Below are 17,601 nucleotides of genomic sequence, written 5' to 3' on the forward strand. Positions count from 1 at the left end.
TGAAGGTGAGGCTTGATATTTAAATCTCTAGATAATGATTTTAAATATTTAATACATTAAAAGGAGATTATAATGATAGAAATAAGAGACGTTTATAAAGAGTTTTCAAATGAGAGAATTAATTTTAGCAATATAAAATTTGAAGATAATAAATCATATGTTATATTAGGACCTTCTGGATGTGGTAAGTCGACATTACTAAATATTATTAGTGGAAATATAAAAGCTGATGGAGGAACTATTACTATAGATATTGATAATTCTCTATATAATTTAGAAAAATTATCAAGTGAAGAACTTCAAAAATATAGACGAGATAATATAAGTTATGTATCTCAAGAGTTTAATCTTTTTAATGATTTTACGGTTAAAGATAATTTAAAGTTAATTGAAAAAGTTAAAGGGAAGAGGATATCTATAGAGGAAGCTTTAGATGTTGTAAGTTTAAAAAATAAAGTAAATCAGAAAGTAAAAACTTTGTCTGGAGGAGAAAAGCAAAGAGTTTGTATAGCAAGAGCATTGCTTCAAGAAGGAAAGATACTTTTATGTGATGAGCCAACTGGTTCATTAAATCAAGCTTTAGCTAACGACATTATAAAATCTTTAATAGATGTTCATAAGAAAAATAAAAATATGTTAATAGTAGTTACTCATGATGATAGATTAATAGAGAACTTTGATTGTGTAATAAAATACGATGACTTTATAAAGATGAATATTGGAGGTGCTAATTAATGTTTAGATATTCAATAAAATCTTTATTAAGCAAGAAAACAGTAAGTATATTATTTATTATATCAATATGTATAGCAATTTCTATAAGTATGTTATCTATAAATATTAGTTCACAAATAGATGAAGGATTTTATCAGGTAGATAAAAAATACGATATTATAGTTGGACCTAAAGGTAGTAGTACTCAATTAGTAATGTCTAGTTTGTTTTTCTCAGATGACCCATTAGGAACTATAGATACGGATTATTTAGATAATATAATGGATGAATATGAGGTAACTACTATAGTTCCATTAGCTATGGCTGATTCATATAAAGGAAATAGAATAGTAGGAACTACAACTGATTTGCTAAATGATTATAGCTTGAAATCAGGAGAATTATTTAAAGAAGATTATGAAGTTGTTGTAGGATATAACATTGCTACTAGCTATAATCTTTCTATAGGAGATGAAATTACTACATCTCATGGGACAAGTAACTATGCAGAAGAACACACAAGTTCACCATATATTTTAGTTGGTATCTTAGATAAGACTAATACATCATATGATAACACTCTTTTTACAAGTATAAATAGTGTATGGAATGCACACGATGAAGAACACATTCATTCAGAAGAAGAAGAGCATTCTCATGAAGGGGATGATCATAATATGGGTTATACATCTATACTTGTTAAAACAGGAAGTTTGGCAACAGCAAATAAAATAGAAACTTCTTTAAGTGAAGATGTTGATGTACAAGCTGTAAACACTACAAAGATATTAAGAAAGCTAGTTGGTAATATTGATATGAGTAAGCAGGTTGCTTTATTGCTTTGTGGAATAATAGTAGTGTTAGCATCACTATTAACTTGTGTAATGAGCTTTTTAATGCTTGTTAATTCTAAGAATGATATTAAGTTACTTAAGTTTTTAGGAATGAATAAGAGTAAAATATATAGCTACGTTTTAGGACAAGTAATAATATTAATAGCTGTAAGTATAACTATTTCTTTATTAATTAATAGGGTAGCTTTAAGTCTAGTAAATAATATATCATCATCTTTAGGAATAGTACTTGACTTAACAAAGGTATATCCAACAGAGTTTTATATTGTATTCATATATGTTGGAGTTATTATAGTATCAACCCTTATATATTCTTACATTAGAGTAAAAAAGGAGAAGTAGTAATGAAAAAGCTAGTTTTTATATTATTTATAATACCTATGATAATGATTGGATGTGTAGCATCAGGTGAAAAAGATAATAATGAAATAACAGAAGTAAAATTTAAAGATATGATAGATATAAAGGAATTAGAAAAGTTAGATGGAAAGAAGATAAAAATGGTTGGATTCTTTGCACAGAGCTCTCCGTTAGATGGATCAATGGCGTATTTAATGAATATGCCTTATCAGAATTGTGCATATTGTCTACCTAATACAAATCAACTTATGAATACTATGGCGGTATATCCTAAGAAAGGTAAACAAATAGAATTTACAGACCTACCAGTAGAAATTATAGGAACTATAAAGTTTGAAAATATAACTGATCAAATGGGATATTCATATAATTATAGAATAGTTGATGCTGAAATATCTTTAGCAGATGTTGATTCTATGAGTGATGATGTGAAAATATATACTGATTTAGTTGATAGGGGGTTTCCTGATAAAATAAGCAATATAATATTACTTATAAATAATATACAGTCAATTAGAGTTGAGGGAGAAAATTTAGAGTCTGTAGAATTAATTCCAGATGAATTAGTAGAAGAGGTATATGAATTATTTAACGGATTAGATAAAGATAAGTATATTGATGTCCTAGCAATAGTTGATGAGGTAAAAATATTAGTAGATAAAGTTAATAATTCATTAATAACTAAAGATTATGATAGTATGGATGAGTATATAGATAATGAAGTTGAAATTTTTTATAAAGTATATGAATGGTTAATGAAGCCACAAGTATAATTAAATATATATATTTATATAATATTAAACACATTTTCAAATGTAGAATCAACTAAAAATATAATATTTTATTGTTAATTAAGAAAAGCTTGGACATAAAATGTCCAAGCTTTTAACTTTATATCTGCCATAAGGCATCTTTATATTAAACTAAGTTAAATATGATTCATTTGCCATAAATACAAACCTAGTTTACCATTCTCCTGGATAGGCAAGAATAGTAACTTCTACTTGTCTACGTCCCCAGCTAACACACTCACTATGTGTGTTAAAATATACATCTACTATGTTTCCTTTTATAGCACCACCTGTATCTGATGCTATTGCAACTCCATAACCTGATACATGAACCTTTGAACCTAAAGGAATAACATTTGGATCAACTGCAACGGTACTTATTCCATTTGGATTATGGATTGGCTTTAGCCCAATAGCTGTTATGCCACCACCAGTATAAGCTGTTGATTCCATTTGATATGTTGCTTTACCATCTTCATCTAATGATGGAGGGGCAACAGGTGGAGTGTTTGCCTCTTCAATTATAACATTACCTTGATAAATTCCATCTTGAGCTAGTCCAATTACATAAGAGCTAGTTAATTGAGGGAGTAATCCTTCAAGTGTATTAACTGCATCTTGAATTTGTGATATTGAAGAGGTAGAAGAGTTAATAATTGATAATGGGTGCTCAACAAGAGTTTTTTCATTAGCTTCAATTATTGCAAAAACCTCATTTTTTTGTTCGTTAAGTTCATTTAAAGCTGATTGCTGTTCAGACTTCTTACTTTCAACTTCAGCTAAATCTTTAGATATTTCTTCATTTAGTGAATTCAATTCATCTTCATTCTTTTTTAGTGATTCAGAAGTTTGTTCAAGTTTTTCTTTCTTTTCATCTATATCCTTCATAAGTTCTTTATCAAGAGATATTATTTTTGATACAGAATGTATTCTGTTAAATAAATCTGAAAAACTTTCTGAATTAAGAACAAATAATATAATATTAGAAGTAAGGTTGCTTTTATACAGGGAACGAACTCTAATATTAAGTTTATTTTGTGCTTCATCCATTTCTTTTTCATTTTGGATTAATAGGTTTTTAGTGTTTTCTATCTCTATTTTTGTATCTTCAATTTTTCTGTTATTTTCCTCTAGATTTTGATTTATTTCTTCAATTTCTACATCTAAGCTAGAGATCTTTTCATTTATTTGTTTAATTTCCGTGTTAAGTTCTTGGTACTTAACTTTATGTTGATCAATAGATGTATTTTCAGGAGCTGCCATTACAGGAAAAGAAACATTAAAAGTAACACATAGTGCTAAAGCGCTAGCTATTAATTTTAATTCTTTATTCAAAATATACCTCCTAGTATCTAATGGTTACATATCTAGTATATAACATAAACATAAGAAGATGCAAATTTACTCTAGCAAAAGGAATATATGTAAAAAATACACAGTAATGATATAATGGTTATAGTGCATATATTTTGTTATATAAAGATAAGAATAACATGAATATATATTTAGGAGAATAATAATGAGTAATACAAGTAGTATAAATAAAACAATATCTGAAATAATTAAGGAAAGAACCTCAGTAAGGACATATGAAGAATGTGAAATTGATGAAGATAAGATAGTAAAAATTGAAGAGTATATTAATAATTTGAAGGGGCCCTTTAATGAAAAAGTAAGATTTAAGTTAATAAACTCAAAGGAACCTTTAAAGGGAGAAAAGATAGGTACTTATGGAATTATAAAAGGTGCTAATAATTTTATTGCAGTTGCTTATGAAAATGGTGAAATGGCATTAGAAGAAGTTGGGTATGAAATGGAAAAAGTAATTCTTTATATAACCTCTCTTGGATTAGGAACTTGTTGGATTGGAGGTACTTTTAATAAGGGAGAGTTTTCGAAGTCTATGGAATTAAAGGAAGATGAAGTTTTACCTATAGTAACTCCTTTTGGTAAGAGTGGAGAGAATAAGCGTTTTATAGAAAAGACTATGAAGTTTTTGACTAAATCAAAAAAGAGAAAAGAATGGTACGAAATTTTTTTCTTAAGAGATTTTTCTGTACCATTGACACCAGTAATTAATTTAGGTTACTTTAAAGAGGTACTTGAAAATGTTAGATTGGCTCCATCGGCACTTAATAAGCAACCTTGGAGAATAGTTAAAGATGGTAATAAATTTCATTTCTATATTAACTCATCTAAGAAGAAAAATGATAAGTTAACATTTGATATTCATAGAATTGATATGGGAATAGCTATGTGTCATTTCGATTTAACATGCAAGGAATTAGGATTAGAAGGAAGGTTTATTAAATGTAATCCAGAGATAACAGATACACCTAAAAATATTAGTTATGTTATTACTTGGGTCCATGAGAGTGTTTAAGTTAGGTATATATAGATACTTTTTATGGATAAATTATTAAATATGTGGATTTCTAATTTTGAAAATATAAGTGTATTATAATTACTTATGAGAAAGTTTGTCTTATGACAATATAATGGAGGAAAAAGTAAATGGAAAAGTTATACTATTTAGATAGATATATTAAGGAGTTTACAGCTGAGGTTGTAGAGGTTAAAGAGATAGATGGAATGTATCATGTAGCTTTAGATAAAAGTGCATTTTTCCCAGGTGGAGGTGGTCAACCTGGAGATACTGGATTTATTGAAAGTAGTAAAGTAATAGATGTATATGAAGATAATGGAGTAGTTTATCATGTTCTTGAAAAGAAACCATTAAAAATACATAGAGTAAAATGTAAAATTGATTGGGAAAAAAGATATGATGGAATGCAACAACATTTAGGACAGCATGTCTTATCAGGGTGCTTTTACTCATTGTTTAATGCTAATACTGTAAGCTTCCATATGGGAAGTGAAAGTAGTACTGTAGATATTGAGGGATTCTTAGAGGAAGATAAAATAAGAGAAGCTGAAAGATTTGCAAATGAAATAATTAATCAAAATATAGAAGTTGAATTTTTTACGCCAAGTAAATCAGAGCTTAAAAAGATAAAAATAAGAAGAGCTTTACCGAAAACTGATGATGCGATTACTATAGTAAAAATAGGAGATCTTGATATAAATGCTTGTTGTGGAGTGCATCCTAAATCAACTTTAGATTTAAGAATGATTAAGATTAAAAGATGGGAAAAACATAAAGGCGCAACTAGAATAGAATTTTTAGCAGGGAAAAGAGCTATAGATGATAGCTTAAGGAGAGATAGTATAATTGCGACTATTTGTAAGTCAATGAAATGTGGAGAAAGTGAAATACTGAACATAATAAGTAAATCAGCAGAGGAAATTAGAGAATATCAAAATGAAAATAGAATGTTAAAATTAGAACTAAGTAAATATGAGATAAAGGAAATGATAGAATCTGCAGATAAGATTGGAGATATATCTATTATTAAGAAGATTTATGAAAAGTCGGATTTAAAGCATATTGGGAAGCTTGCAGAAAAGTTAGTAGAAAATAAAAAAACAATAGCGTTGTTTGCTGTAAAATATGATGATAAGTCAAATCTAATCTTTGCATCGTCAAAAGACAATGATATATCTATGAATGAGTTATTAAAGGATGCAATTACCTTAATTGATGGTAGAGGTGGAGGAAGTAAATTTTTAGCTCAAGGTGGAGGGAAAAAATCAAATAATTTAGAAGCCACTATAGATTACGCCTTTATGAAGATAAAAAATAGCCAAAATTAATATACAAACATTTAACATATTCATCCATAATGCATATAATGTAGTATAAAATTAACTATACAAAGGAGATAGGAATTATGGACAAAAGATGTTTTAATGATTTTGATGATTTTGATGATTTTGATTTGAATGAATTTGATTTGGATGAATTTGACCTTGATGATGAAGAAAATATAGAATGTGACAGAGATAGATTTCGTAGAGAAAGAGAATGTGATGAAAATTTTGTAAGCGAATTTGATGAAGATACTTTTACAGAAGGCATAGAAAATAGTAATTGTAATTCTAGAAATGGACAATGTATTAATGCCATTAATGCAGCTTTTTGTGCTGGAAAAGAGCAAGGATTTAGACAAGGTAGAGCTGTTGGCTTACGAGAAGGTAGAAGAGAAGGCTTTAGAGCTGGATTCAGAAAAGGATTCGAAGAAGGAAGAAGAGTTGGCTTTAGAGAAGGCTGTGAAGCCGGAAAACGTCAAGGATTTAGAAATGGTTTTGAAGAAGGAAGAGAAGTAGGACGTCAAGAAGGTAGAGAGGCAGGAGTAAGACAAGGATTTAGAGAAGGATTCAGAGCTGGGTTTAATGAAGGCTTTAGAAGAGGTAGAGATTGCGTTATAAAGAAAGTATTAGAAAGCTGTAACAATTGTAGAAACATTAGAAACGGTAGAAACTGTAGAAACCGTTAGTTATTATAGGTTGTATCAAATTTTGATACAACCTTTTTTGTATCTATTACTTCTATTACATATTTATTATTAATTAGAGTGTTATTTATATTTTGTAATAATTAAAGTATTTAGTGAAATAATAAAATTAGCGGTTGTAATAAATATTACAAAATTTAAAAATTAGACTTTAGGAGGATAAAATATGAAAACAAAGTCATTAGTATTAGCGTTATTTTTAGGAGTAGCCTTATTAGTTGGTTGTGGCAATAATGGTACTACAAATGATACAACTAATAAAGGAGCAACTACTGAAGAAAAAGAAAATACAAATACAAATAATCCTGGAGATGCAGATGTAGTAAGTTCAGCATCTTTAGCAAGTGATGAAGAAACACTTAAAAAAGCTTTAAAAGATAGTTGGATAGTATTATTAAAGAATGATATAACTACAAGTAAAGATTTAGTAGTAGAAGGAGACTTTACTAAACCGGATAAAAATGATTCTTCAAAGATGGTTCCTGCTGGTCGTACAATAGCTCTTTATGAAAATGATGATAATAATACAACTAAATCTTATACATTAACAACACCAAAAATTACTGTTAAGAGTAAGGATACAAAAATAGAAGGTGGAACAATAATTGGAGATGTATATGTAGAAGCTGAAGGATTTGAACTTGAAAATGCTAAGATTGAAGGTAATGTGTATTTCTCAAAACAAGAATATAAAGATTCATTTGAAATGGATGATAAGAGCACAGTTACTGGAGTTCAAGAAGTAAAGTAAATTAAGAATAAAAGATAAATATTTAAATAATAATAGTTAATAATAATTTATGGGAGGCATTTAATATGCCTCCTTTTATTTTATTAATTATTACTGTAGTTTAATTAAGTTTATAAATAATGGAAGATCAGAATGATTAGAAAGTAGAATATATTAAATTATATTTAAAAGAAGAAAAAATACTTAGAGTCACTTTGTATATTGACAATGAAAAAGATGTAAACTATATTGAATACATAGATAAGTATCTATATAGGAGGAAATATGAAAGATAAATATGAAGTAAATGCAAAAATATTTAAAGCTCTTAGCGATCAGAATAGATTGAAGATTATTCATATATTATCAGATGGTGAAAGATGTGCTTGTGAGCTATTAAATTATTTTAATTTCACTCAACCAACATTATCACATCATATGAAAGTATTAATCGACTGTGAATTAGTTACTTCAAGGAAAGAAGGCACTTGGAACCATTATAGTTTAGTAGAAGAAAATGCTAAAGAATTAGTTGATTTTTTGAATGAAATAATATATCCAGAGAGAGAGTAATATGTAGTTACAGGTAGTAAATAAATAGATAAAAATTAATCATGGAGGAAAAATGAAAAAAGTTGATTTAACTAAAGGTAAAGTTTTAACAGTGCTTACAGCTTTAGCAGTACCTATAATGGGAAGTTCTTTATTACAATTTACATATAACCTTGTTGATATGCTTTGGGTTGGGGGGCTAGGGAGTGATGCGGTAGCAAGCGTTGGTTCATCAAGTTTTTTTATTGGATTAGGATATTCAATAAATTCTTTAGTTGTTATAGGAGCAGGAATAAAGATATCTCATGCTATAGGTGGAAAAGATAATAATAATGTAAAAGAGTATATAAATACAGGAATAGCTATCAACTTTTTTATAGCAATTGTATATGCTCTAATTCTTATTTTTTTAGGAAAGAATTTTATAGGATTTTTAAATCTAGGTAATCCTATAGTAGAAAGGGATTCATATTATTATCTTGCAATAAATGGACCAATATTGTATTTTTCGTTTTTTAATTTTCTTTATTCAAGGATTTTTGGAAGCTTTGGAAATAATAGCGATGCTTTAAAGATTAATGCGATAGGGATAGCAGTAAATATAATTTTAGACCCTATATTCATTTATATCTTTAAATTTGGAGTTATTGGAGCAGCATTAGCTACATTGATAGCTAATGTAATAATGTATGTATTGTATAAGGTGAAATCTAAAGGTTTATTAAAGTATGATAGAAGTTTAAATGTAAATTACGAAAAAGTAAAAGAAGTAGCTAAGTTAGGGTTTCCTATGGCATTTCAAAGAGTGTTATTTACTCTGGTAAATATAGTTCTAGCAAGAATTATTGCAATTTTTGGTACCAATGCTATTGCAGCTCAAAAGATAGGATTACAGATTGAATCTATAACATATATGGTTATAGGCGGTTTAAATGGAGCTATATCAAGCTTTACAGGACAAAATTTTGGGGCCAAGAAGTTTAAAAGAATTAATGATGGATATAATACTGCACTAGCAATTGGAATATCGTATTCTATATTAATGTCCTTAATATTTATATTTTTTAAGGAACCAATAATAAAATTATTTATAAGAGATGTAGATACAAGTTTAATAGCTTATGGATATTTACAAGCAGTAGCTTATTCACAAGCTTTTAGTACAATAGAAATGGTATCTAATGGACTTTTTACAGGACTGGGAAAGCCCAAAATACCTGCGACTATAAGTATAATATTTACTGTATTAAGAATTCCAATGGCATTAGTACTTATGAAGTATTATGGAATAAATGGGATATGGTGGAGCATTGCCATATCAAGTGTTTTAAAAGGAGTAGCAGCTTATTTAATATATAAATTGAAGGTAAGCAAGGAGTATAAAATATGTTAGATAAAATTAAAGATATAATTATAAATAATAAATCAATAGGTAGTTATGGTATTGAAAGGGAAGGACTAAGAGTAACTAATGAAGGAAAGCTAGCCTTAACGCCTCATCCAAAGGTTTTTGAGAAAAAGATATGCAATCCGTATATAACAACAGATTTTTCAGAAAGCCAAATTGAGGTAATTACACCAACATTCAATTCAGTAGAAGAATGTTATAATTTTACAAATGTACTTTATGATATTGTAGCTCAAGAAATTGGAGATGAATACTTATGGCCAATTTCAATGCCCTGTATCTTACCAGAAGATAAGGATATTCCAATAGCTGAATTCTGCGAGTGTCCTATGGGAATAAATGCAAGAAGGTATAGAGAGCAATTAATGAAAAAATATGGAGGCAAGAGACAATTAATATCTGGAATTCATTATAATTTTTCATTTCAAGATGACTTTTTAAAGGAGCTTCATAAAAAGGTAGGTGAAGGAACGTCATTTAGGGAGTTTAAGGATAATGTTTATTTAAAACTTGTAAGAAATTATTTAAGATATAGATGGCTTATAATATATCTTTTATGTGGTTCAAATGTTATTCATGATAGTTTTGAAAAAGAATACATAGAAAGCTTAAATAAGATAAATGAAGATACATATCATAATGAAAGTGCTTTATCTTATAGAAACAGTCAATATGGTTATAAAAATAATATAGATCTTTATCCAAATTATGACTCTGTTAAAGCTTATGTAGATAGTATGAACAATTTTGTTAAGGATAAGGTTTTAGAAAGTCATAAAGAATTATATAGTCAAGTAAGATTAAAAGCAGCAGATATAGATAATTTTTTAGAATCTTTAGAGAAAGATGGAATAAAGTATTTAGAATATAGGAGCTTAGATATCAATCCTTTTGAAAAAGGAGGAATCTCTTTAAATGATTTAAAATTCTTAGAAGTATTTAATATTTTCTTATTGGTTAAAGAAGAAAGTGATTATGAAAAGTGGCAAGAGGAAGCATTAGATAATCAAAAGCTAATTGCAGAGCAAGGATTAAGCAATGTAAATTTAAAGAGAGATGGGAAAAATATTTCTAAAGAAGAATGGGGATTAGAATTATTAAGCTATATTAAAAATATTAATGATAAATTAAATTTAGTATCCAATGAAATTATTTTAGAGATGATTGATAAAATTAAAGATTTTAAGAGTACTTATGCTTATAAGATGCTTAAAAAAGTAAAATCAGAAGGTTTTATAGATGCAAATTTAAGCTTAGCTAAGAAATATAAAGAAATTGCATATAAAAATAGATTTAAGCTTGAAGGATATGAAGACTTAGAATTATCAACTCAAATTTTAATGAAAGAAGCTATTAAAAGAGGTATAAAAGTTGATGTATTAGATAGAAGTGAAAATTTTATATCATTAAAGAAATGTGATAAAAAAGAGTATGTGGTTCAAGCAACAAAAACTTCTAAAGATAATTATGCAACTATACTAATTATGGAAAATAAGGTAGTTACAAAGAAAGTTTTAGAAGATAATAATATTAGAGTACCTAAAGGTGAAGAATATACTTCTATAGAAGAAGCAAAGGTTAAGAGTGATAAATTTATAGGAAAACCAATAGTAATTAAACCTAAGTCAACAAATTTTGGCATAGGTATTAGTATATTCACTGAAGGTGCAAGTAAAGATGATATGATAAAAGCCTTTGAAATAGCTTTTGAGAATGATAAAACTGTTTTAATTGAAGAATTTATAAAAGGAAAAGAGTATAGATTTTTAGTTATAGGAGACAAGGTTGCCGGAATACTTCATAGAGTACCAGCTAATGTTATAGGTGATGGAAAGAGCACTATAGCAGAACTTGTAGAAATTAAAAATCAAGATTCTTTAAGAGGAAAAGGATATAAAACACCGTTAGAAAAGATTATACTTGATAAAAATGCAGAACTTTTCTTAAAACAAAGAGGACTAGATTTTAATTATATTCCTAAATGTGATGAGATAGTTTATTTAAGAGAAAATTCTAATATAAGCACAGGCGGAGATAGTATAGATTATACTGATGATATTCCGCAAAAATTCAAAGATATAGCAGTAAAGGCGGCTAAGGCAGTAAAGGCAAAAATATGTGGAGTAGATATGATGATAGAAGATTATAAAGAAGAAAATTCACCATATGCAATAATAGAATTAAACTTTAATCCTGCAATTCATATCCACTCATATCCATATAAAGGTAAAGAACGAAAGATTGCCGTTGAAGTACTTAAGTTATTAAATCTTATTGATTTAGGTGATAATCATAAATAAATATTAATGTGCATAAAAAGAGAACATTTAATTAGTTAAGTATTATATATAGAATAAAAACTCTGCTAAATTATATATTTAGTGGAGTTTTTTAGTAAGAGTTTACTCTTTTCTATTTTATATTTAGCTAATCAGTTAATAAATGTTGTGCAATCTTCTTTTTAAATTCACTTTAAATACAGGGTGTAAATGTTTAAAAATATTAGATTTAGGTATTAACTATGAAAAAAAACAATATTATTTAATATAGTAAATAGTTAATTAGAGTGGGAAAGTAATAGGGGTTAAGGAGTTGAGTAAACATTATGGGATTAACATTAAAAGAGGTACTTTATACATTTGAGAAAATAGAAAAGAAAATTACTTATTATAAACAGTTTTTAAATGAGCTTGATGCTATTATTGGAGATGGAGATCATGGAACAAATTTAAGCAAGGGATTTAAAGTTGCAAAAGAAAAAGTTAAAGATAAAGAGTTTAAAGATTGGGGAGATATATTTAGAACAGTAGGTATGGCTATTTTGTCTAATGTTGGAGGAGCGTCAGGACCACTGTATGGAACTGCATTTATGAAAGCATCTATGATTGGAAAAGAAAAAGTTGAAATTAATATTGAAGATTTTAGAGATATATTAAAGGTTTCAATAGATGGAATTAAGATGCGGGGAAAAAGTGAAAAAGGAGATAAGACTATGTTAGATGCATTAATTCCAGCTTATGAAGAAATTAATTATGGAATAGAAAATAAATTATCTGTATTAAATACGCTTAAGAATTCAGTTGAAGCAGCTAGAAATGGTGTTGAATATACTAAGTTTATAGTTGCTAGTAAAGGAAGAGCACTTTATTTAGGGGATAAGAGCATTGGACATCAAGATCCAGGAGCAACTTCGTCTTTAATTATTTTAGAAGTAATATTTGATACAGTAAATGAATTAAGGAATTAAAATTGGGGTTTTAAGAGGACCTTGTGATAGAATATGCGAAAATGTTTTCAGAAAATTGCATTTATTAAAATATAAAAAAGTACGGAAAGATGTATTTAAAGACATTTCGTACTTTTTTATATTTATTAAATTAATTTATTCGATTACTGTAGTTATAGAATTTATCCAATCATTCTTCAAGATATTTATATCTTTTCCTGTAATATCTTTTAAAGCTTCTTTTGTATTTAATGATTTATAGATTTTAATTAGATTATCTTTGCCAATAGAATATTCTAAATACTTAACAAAGGATGCAGAGTAGATATAAAAGATTGGTTCACTATTATAATCAATATAATTAGGTACACCATTTTCTCCAACTAAATCAAAAGCTGTTAAACTTTCTAACGTCCCACTATTATAAAATTCAAGAGAGAGTTTATCAATGTCACAGCCATTATTAGGATAAGTAGGATCTCCATTAAGTTTATCATTTAAATATACAGCCAAACCTTCTTTAATCCATAAGGAACTACAATCCCAAGCTATTATATGAGTTAATTCATGGATATAGGAGCTAGTGTTTTCCCTTACATTATCTACTGATATTAAAGAAGTATGTTCTATATTAATATTTTCATTGTTAAACTCAGGATCGTCCATAGACCCATCTATACTAACAAAAACTCTAGAATTAATATAGTGATCAGAATTTAGATTAATCCCCAAATAATTTTCTATAGCTATAATTCCATTATCAATTTTTTTTGCAAATTCTATCAATTCATCTTCAGTTAAATAATCAGCTCTAGAATATAAAATGGCATATTCTGTGCAATATCGTATATAATCCTTTTTATAATCATAATCAAAAGTATATAATTCATCTAAGTCAAGTTCTTCTTGTAATTCTGTATCTATAGTATCATCTTCGGCTACTATTGGATCAGCATAATTATTAATGCTGTAAAGAGCGTTAGAACATATGATTATAACAATAATAATAAAAGTTAAAATTACAAATCTTATTTTCCTCATAAAATAATAACCTCCATTAAAGTTATAGTATTATATATTCTTAATAATTAATAAAAAGTATAGGAATTTAAAACTTTATTAATATATGAGGAAGTATAGGGAAATGTTCTATTGTATAAATTCATTTTTTTATGGTAATGTAATAACTATAGATTTAATTGATAGAGGTAGACTAATGAAAAGATTTAAAAAGGTTTATATAGAAACAACTAATATTTGTAATTTAAGTTGTAATTTTTGCCCTAAAACTAGTAGAGAGTTAAGGTTTATGGAAGTGGATAGCTTTAAAAAAATAATTGATGATGTAAAACAATATAGTGATTATGTATATTTTCATCTTATGGGAGAGCCATTTTTGAATAAAAATTTAGAGGAATTTTTAGAAATATGCAAAGAGGCTGAGTTAAAGGTTAATATTACGACTAATGGAACTTTAATAAATAATGTCAAGGGAATTTTACTAAAAAGCAAAGCTTTAAGACAAGTTAATATTTCACTTCATAGTTTTGAAGCAAATGATAGTAAAGTGACTTTAGAAGAATATATAACTAATATTACTAGCTTTATAAATGAAGCTAATGAAAATTCCAATATAATCTGTTCAATAAGGTTATGGAACATGGATACTGAAGAGTTAAAGGCTTGTAATAGCTTAAATAGCAATATATTGAGAATTCTTGAAGAAGAGCTTAATATAGAATTTAGTTTAGGTGAAAGATTACAAGAAAAGTCAGGAATAAAGGTAAGAAAAAATTTATATGTAAATATGGCAGAAAAATTTGAGTGGCCTAATATAAATCTAGTAAATGAAGAAGCTGAAGTGTTTTGTTATGGATTAAGAGACCAGATTGGTATATTAGTTGATGGAACAGTAGTTCCTTGTTGTTTAGATAGCGAAGGAAATATTCCGTTAGGAAACATATTCAAAACTCCACTAGGAGATATAATAACATCAAAAAGAGCACTTGATATATATGATGGTTTTTCTAATAGAAAAGCCGTTGAAGAGCTTTGTAAAAGATGTGGATATGCTAAGAGATACTAATTGAAAGAAAGTGCGAAGCACTTTGGTGAGAAGTTTAACTTCGTCAAAGGGGAAAAGTCAGCTAAAGCTGAGGAGAAAATAGTGCCTATGTCAATAGGGAAAAGATATCTAATGAGATAAAATGCTTTTCTTTGCTACTTATAGTAGCATTTTTCCCTTAACGTAGTTAACTTTTCCACGCTACGTAGTAGCCTTTCACTTCGACAAAGTCGACTTTTCACTTGCGAGCCTTAGCTCGCACTTTATTTATTAGAGTAGCTTTCTCCTTCAACTCTATCGTAGGTTAACACATCTAATATAGCATCTCTATCACTAATACTTTGAATATTAGGAGAGTATATTGGTGTTGTTTCCATATGATTTATCATAGTTGATGAAAATTTATCTAAAGGTGTTCCTAACGACTCTATAACTACATATGGAAGATAAAATGTAGATATTTTCGTATCATTCAAATATGAAAAATCTTTATCATAATTATTATATATTAGGTATTTTTGATTATATAAGTTTTCTGTGTTACTAGAGTCTATTCCAAATTGACTATATATATCAGATGTAGGGGTAAAGAATGGATAATGATCCCCAACAAATACTAATATTACATCTTCCTCGAAATTATTTAACCATTCTAAAAACGACTTCAAGTCATCAGAAGTTTTCTTAATACCTTCAAGGTAGTATTTAAGTTCATTTAGGTCAGATGTACCATCTGTAATATTGTCATCATCGTAATACGGTTGATGATTTTGCATAGTAGTAGTAAATATATAACTTGGACTATCATCTTGCTCTAATTGTTGTTTTATTTTCTCAAAAACAGAATAATCATCTATATATCTTCTGAATCTAGTACTATCGTTAATCATATCTTCTTCAAAGAAAAGATTATTAAATCCATAACCACCATAGATAGAGTTTCTACTATAAAAAGAACCGCTAAAAGGATGAATATAAGTTGTATTATATCCTAAATACTTAAAATAAGATGGTATAGAGTTAGTTAGATTATCATCAGTTAATAGATTATGAGGTATTGATGGTGTATTAAGAGAATACACTGGTAGTCCAAATAGTAATTCAAATTCTGTTCTTGGAGTGTAACCTCCAAAAGTTGGAACAACACAATTACCTATAAAGTTATCTTTTGAAATTTCATCAAAGCTTTCGTAGTAAGATGATAAATCTAAAGAAGATTCAAGACTTCTAAAATCACCAAATGATTCAGACATAATAAATATTACATTAGGTTTTTTATAATCATCAGAAGTTTCATTTATTTCAGATAAACTGTTATTTACAAGATCTTCAGAATAATTTTCAGGTTTACGTAATCTCGAAGTAAATTTATTAGATGTTGTTTGAGATAAAAATCCTATAAGACCGTTTGACTCGAAGCTCTCGTTTATAGCAAATATATTTGTTGATGTTTCGTTATCTAAATTAAAAGTTGCATAAATATTTGTTGAAGGTTTAGGAAGAAGTATACCTAAAAGTAATGTGCAAATGCAAATGAAGCTTGTTAAAAATCTTCTTTTGAAAGTAAAAGGAAGATTAAAGGTATATTTCTTGCACAATACTATATAACCAATAATTAATATTAAGCATATTATTAAAGGCCAAGTGAAGTTTAGTTTTGCAAACTTTCCTACGTCTCCTATATTTCGAGTCATAACTAAATCACTTAAAGTTAGATGAGTTCCACTAGTTGTATATTTAAAATACTCTACTGTGGAAAGTATATACAAGGTTATACTTAGAATTCCTACTGCTATATGACTCTTTTTTGTAAAAAAGAGTATTGCAAAAAAGAGAACTGAAATTAATAATACGCTATATAAAAATGCTGGAAATTTACTAGTTACAAAACCTAGTAGTTTATTGAAGCTTTGCATATGATTAAATTCAGTAATTAATACAATAAAAATAGGAAAAAAGCAGTAAGTAATAATTTTAATTAGTTTATTATCCTTTAATTTCATATTAACCACCTATATTATAAAAATTTAGTATATATTTTATTATGATACTATATTTTACAAATAAAGCAATTGATAAAAACTTAAATAATTCTTAAATATTCTGTAAATATTACCCTATCTTTTGCTTTTTGATAAATCTTCAAAAATTTCAAACTTATAAGTTAAAGGTTCTATTATAAAAAATAATATAAAAAATAAAATGAATGCTAAAAGATATTTTATCCAAGATTCGATATTTATATAAGCGGAGTCAGTTATGATTGCCCAAAAGATAAAGGTTAATAGCATTATTACACTAAAAATAAATTTAGATTTTATTGATGCGATAAGCTTATTTTGGCATTGAGGACAAGTTATATATTGTGAATGTTTTCTGATAAAGATATCTTTAGTAGAAAATTTATAATTACAATGAGGACATATTTTCTTAAGCATTTTAATACCTCCTAAAATTTACAAATATAATACTATGTATTATAAAAT

General features: G+C 27.4%; 16 protein-coding genes. 12 read left to right on the plus strand and 4 right to left on the minus strand.

The genetic code is table 11. From position 1 onward, the window contains the following. The first annotated feature begins 72 nt into the window (after positions 1-72). Genes ARA56_RS05690 through ARA56_RS05700 form a run of 3 tightly spaced genes read left to right on the plus strand, consistent with a single transcriptional unit; the run spans position 73 to position 2,701 of the window. Positions 73-735, plus strand: a complete 663-nt coding sequence (locus ARA56_RS05690) for an ABC transporter ATP-binding protein (RefSeq protein WP_055264689.1) — start codon at positions 73-75, stop codon at positions 733-735. Beyond that, the gene (locus ARA56_RS05695; RefSeq protein ID WP_055264690.1) at positions 735-1,910 is read left to right on the plus strand and encodes an ABC transporter permease; all 1,176 of its coding nucleotides are present in this window, start codon (positions 735-737) and stop codon (positions 1,908-1,910) included. Before ARA56_RS05690 ends, ARA56_RS05695 begins: the two co-directional genes overlap by 1 nt. A 2-nt stretch (positions 1,911-1,912) precedes the next feature. Next, positions 1,913-2,701 (plus strand): hypothetical protein, encoded by a 789-nt coding sequence (locus ARA56_RS05700; protein WP_055264691.1) that lies wholly within the window; start codon positions 1,913-1,915, stop codon positions 2,699-2,701. 192 nt (positions 2,702-2,893) lie between these two features. On the opposite strand, the gene ARA56_RS05705 is transcribed toward ARA56_RS05700, so the two are convergent. Then, positions 2,894-4,054 carry a 3D domain-containing protein gene (locus ARA56_RS05705; RefSeq protein WP_070205659.1) on the minus strand — a complete coding sequence of 387 codons (1,161 nt, stop codon included), beginning with the start codon at positions 4,052-4,054 and terminating at the stop codon, positions 2,894-2,896. Positions 4,055-4,238: 184 nt separating this feature from the next. On the opposite strand from ARA56_RS05705, the gene ARA56_RS05710 reads away from it, so the two are divergent. The 8 genes from ARA56_RS05710 (at position 4,239) to dhaL (ending at position 13,071) form a co-directional block, all read left to right on the plus strand. After that, positions 4,239-5,102, plus strand: a complete 864-nt coding sequence (locus tag ARA56_RS05710; protein WP_055264692.1) for a nitroreductase family protein — start codon at positions 4,239-4,241, stop codon at positions 5,100-5,102. Between the two features lie 131 nt (positions 5,103-5,233). Beyond that, positions 5,234-6,433, plus strand: coding sequence for an alanyl-tRNA editing protein (locus ARA56_RS05715; RefSeq protein ID WP_055264693.1), 1,200 nt, complete (start codon positions 5,234-5,236; stop codon positions 6,431-6,433). Between the two features lie 77 nt (positions 6,434-6,510). Next, positions 6,511-7,116 carry a FliH/SctL family protein gene (locus ARA56_RS05720; protein WP_055264694.1) on the plus strand — a complete coding sequence of 202 codons (606 nt, stop codon included), beginning with the start codon at positions 6,511-6,513 and terminating at the stop codon, positions 7,114-7,116. 184 nt (positions 7,117-7,300) lie between these two features. Then, positions 7,301-7,885, plus strand: a complete 585-nt coding sequence (locus tag ARA56_RS05725) for a hypothetical protein (RefSeq protein WP_055264695.1) — start codon at positions 7,301-7,303, stop codon at positions 7,883-7,885. Positions 7,886-8,149: 264 nt separating this feature from the next. Further along, positions 8,150-8,437: an ArsR/SmtB family transcription factor gene (locus tag ARA56_RS05730; protein WP_055264696.1), complete on the plus strand. Its 288-nt coding sequence runs from the start codon at positions 8,150-8,152 to the stop codon at positions 8,435-8,437. A 52-nt stretch (positions 8,438-8,489) separates the two neighbouring features. Continuing rightward, positions 8,490-9,809: an MATE family efflux transporter gene (locus ARA56_RS05735; protein ID WP_055264697.1), complete on the plus strand. Its 1,320-nt coding sequence runs from the start codon at positions 8,490-8,492 to the stop codon at positions 9,807-9,809. After that, the gene (gshAB, locus tag ARA56_RS05740) at positions 9,803-12,124 is read left to right on the plus strand and encodes a bifunctional glutamate--cysteine ligase GshA/glutathione synthetase GshB (RefSeq protein WP_055264698.1); all 2,322 of its coding nucleotides are present in this window, start codon (positions 9,803-9,805) and stop codon (positions 12,122-12,124) included. Before ARA56_RS05735 ends, gshAB begins: the two co-directional genes overlap by 7 nt. A 305-nt stretch (positions 12,125-12,429) precedes the next feature. After that, the gene (dhaL, locus tag ARA56_RS05745; RefSeq protein WP_055264699.1) at positions 12,430-13,071 is read left to right on the plus strand and encodes a dihydroxyacetone kinase subunit DhaL; all 642 of its coding nucleotides are present in this window, start codon (positions 12,430-12,432) and stop codon (positions 13,069-13,071) included. A gap of 135 nt (positions 13,072-13,206) precedes the next feature. On the opposite strand, the gene ARA56_RS05750 is transcribed toward dhaL, so the two are convergent. Continuing rightward, positions 13,207-14,091: a hypothetical protein gene (locus ARA56_RS05750; protein ID WP_055264700.1), complete on the minus strand. Its 885-nt coding sequence runs from the start codon at positions 14,089-14,091 to the stop codon at positions 13,207-13,209. A gap of 175 nt (positions 14,092-14,266) precedes the next feature. Here ARA56_RS05750 and ARA56_RS05755 point away from each other — a divergent pair, with 175 nt between their 5' ends. Beyond that, positions 14,267-15,136 carry a radical SAM/SPASM domain-containing protein gene (locus ARA56_RS05755; RefSeq protein ID WP_055264720.1) on the plus strand — a complete coding sequence of 290 codons (870 nt, stop codon included), beginning with the start codon at positions 14,267-14,269 and terminating at the stop codon, positions 15,134-15,136. Between the two features lie 242 nt (positions 15,137-15,378). Here the strand turns inward: ARA56_RS05755 and ARA56_RS05760 are convergent, their stop codons facing one another. Both ARA56_RS05760 and ARA56_RS05765 read right to left on the minus strand, forming a co-directional pair. After that, a complete protein-coding gene (locus tag ARA56_RS05760) occupies positions 15,379-17,118 on the minus strand; it encodes an LTA synthase family protein (protein WP_055264701.1) in 1,740 nt (579 codons plus the stop codon). 114 nt (positions 17,119-17,232) lie between these two features. Next, entirely contained in the window at positions 17,233-17,553 is a 321-nt protein-coding gene (locus ARA56_RS05765) for a TIGR04104 family putative zinc finger protein (RefSeq protein WP_055264702.1), read from the minus strand. Between the last annotated feature and the right edge of the window lie 48 nt (positions 17,554-17,601).

It is taken from the genome of Clostridium disporicum, assembly GCF_001405015.1.
GTDB classification, from domain to species: Bacteria; Bacillota; Clostridia; order Clostridiales; family Clostridiaceae; genus Clostridium; species Clostridium disporicum_B.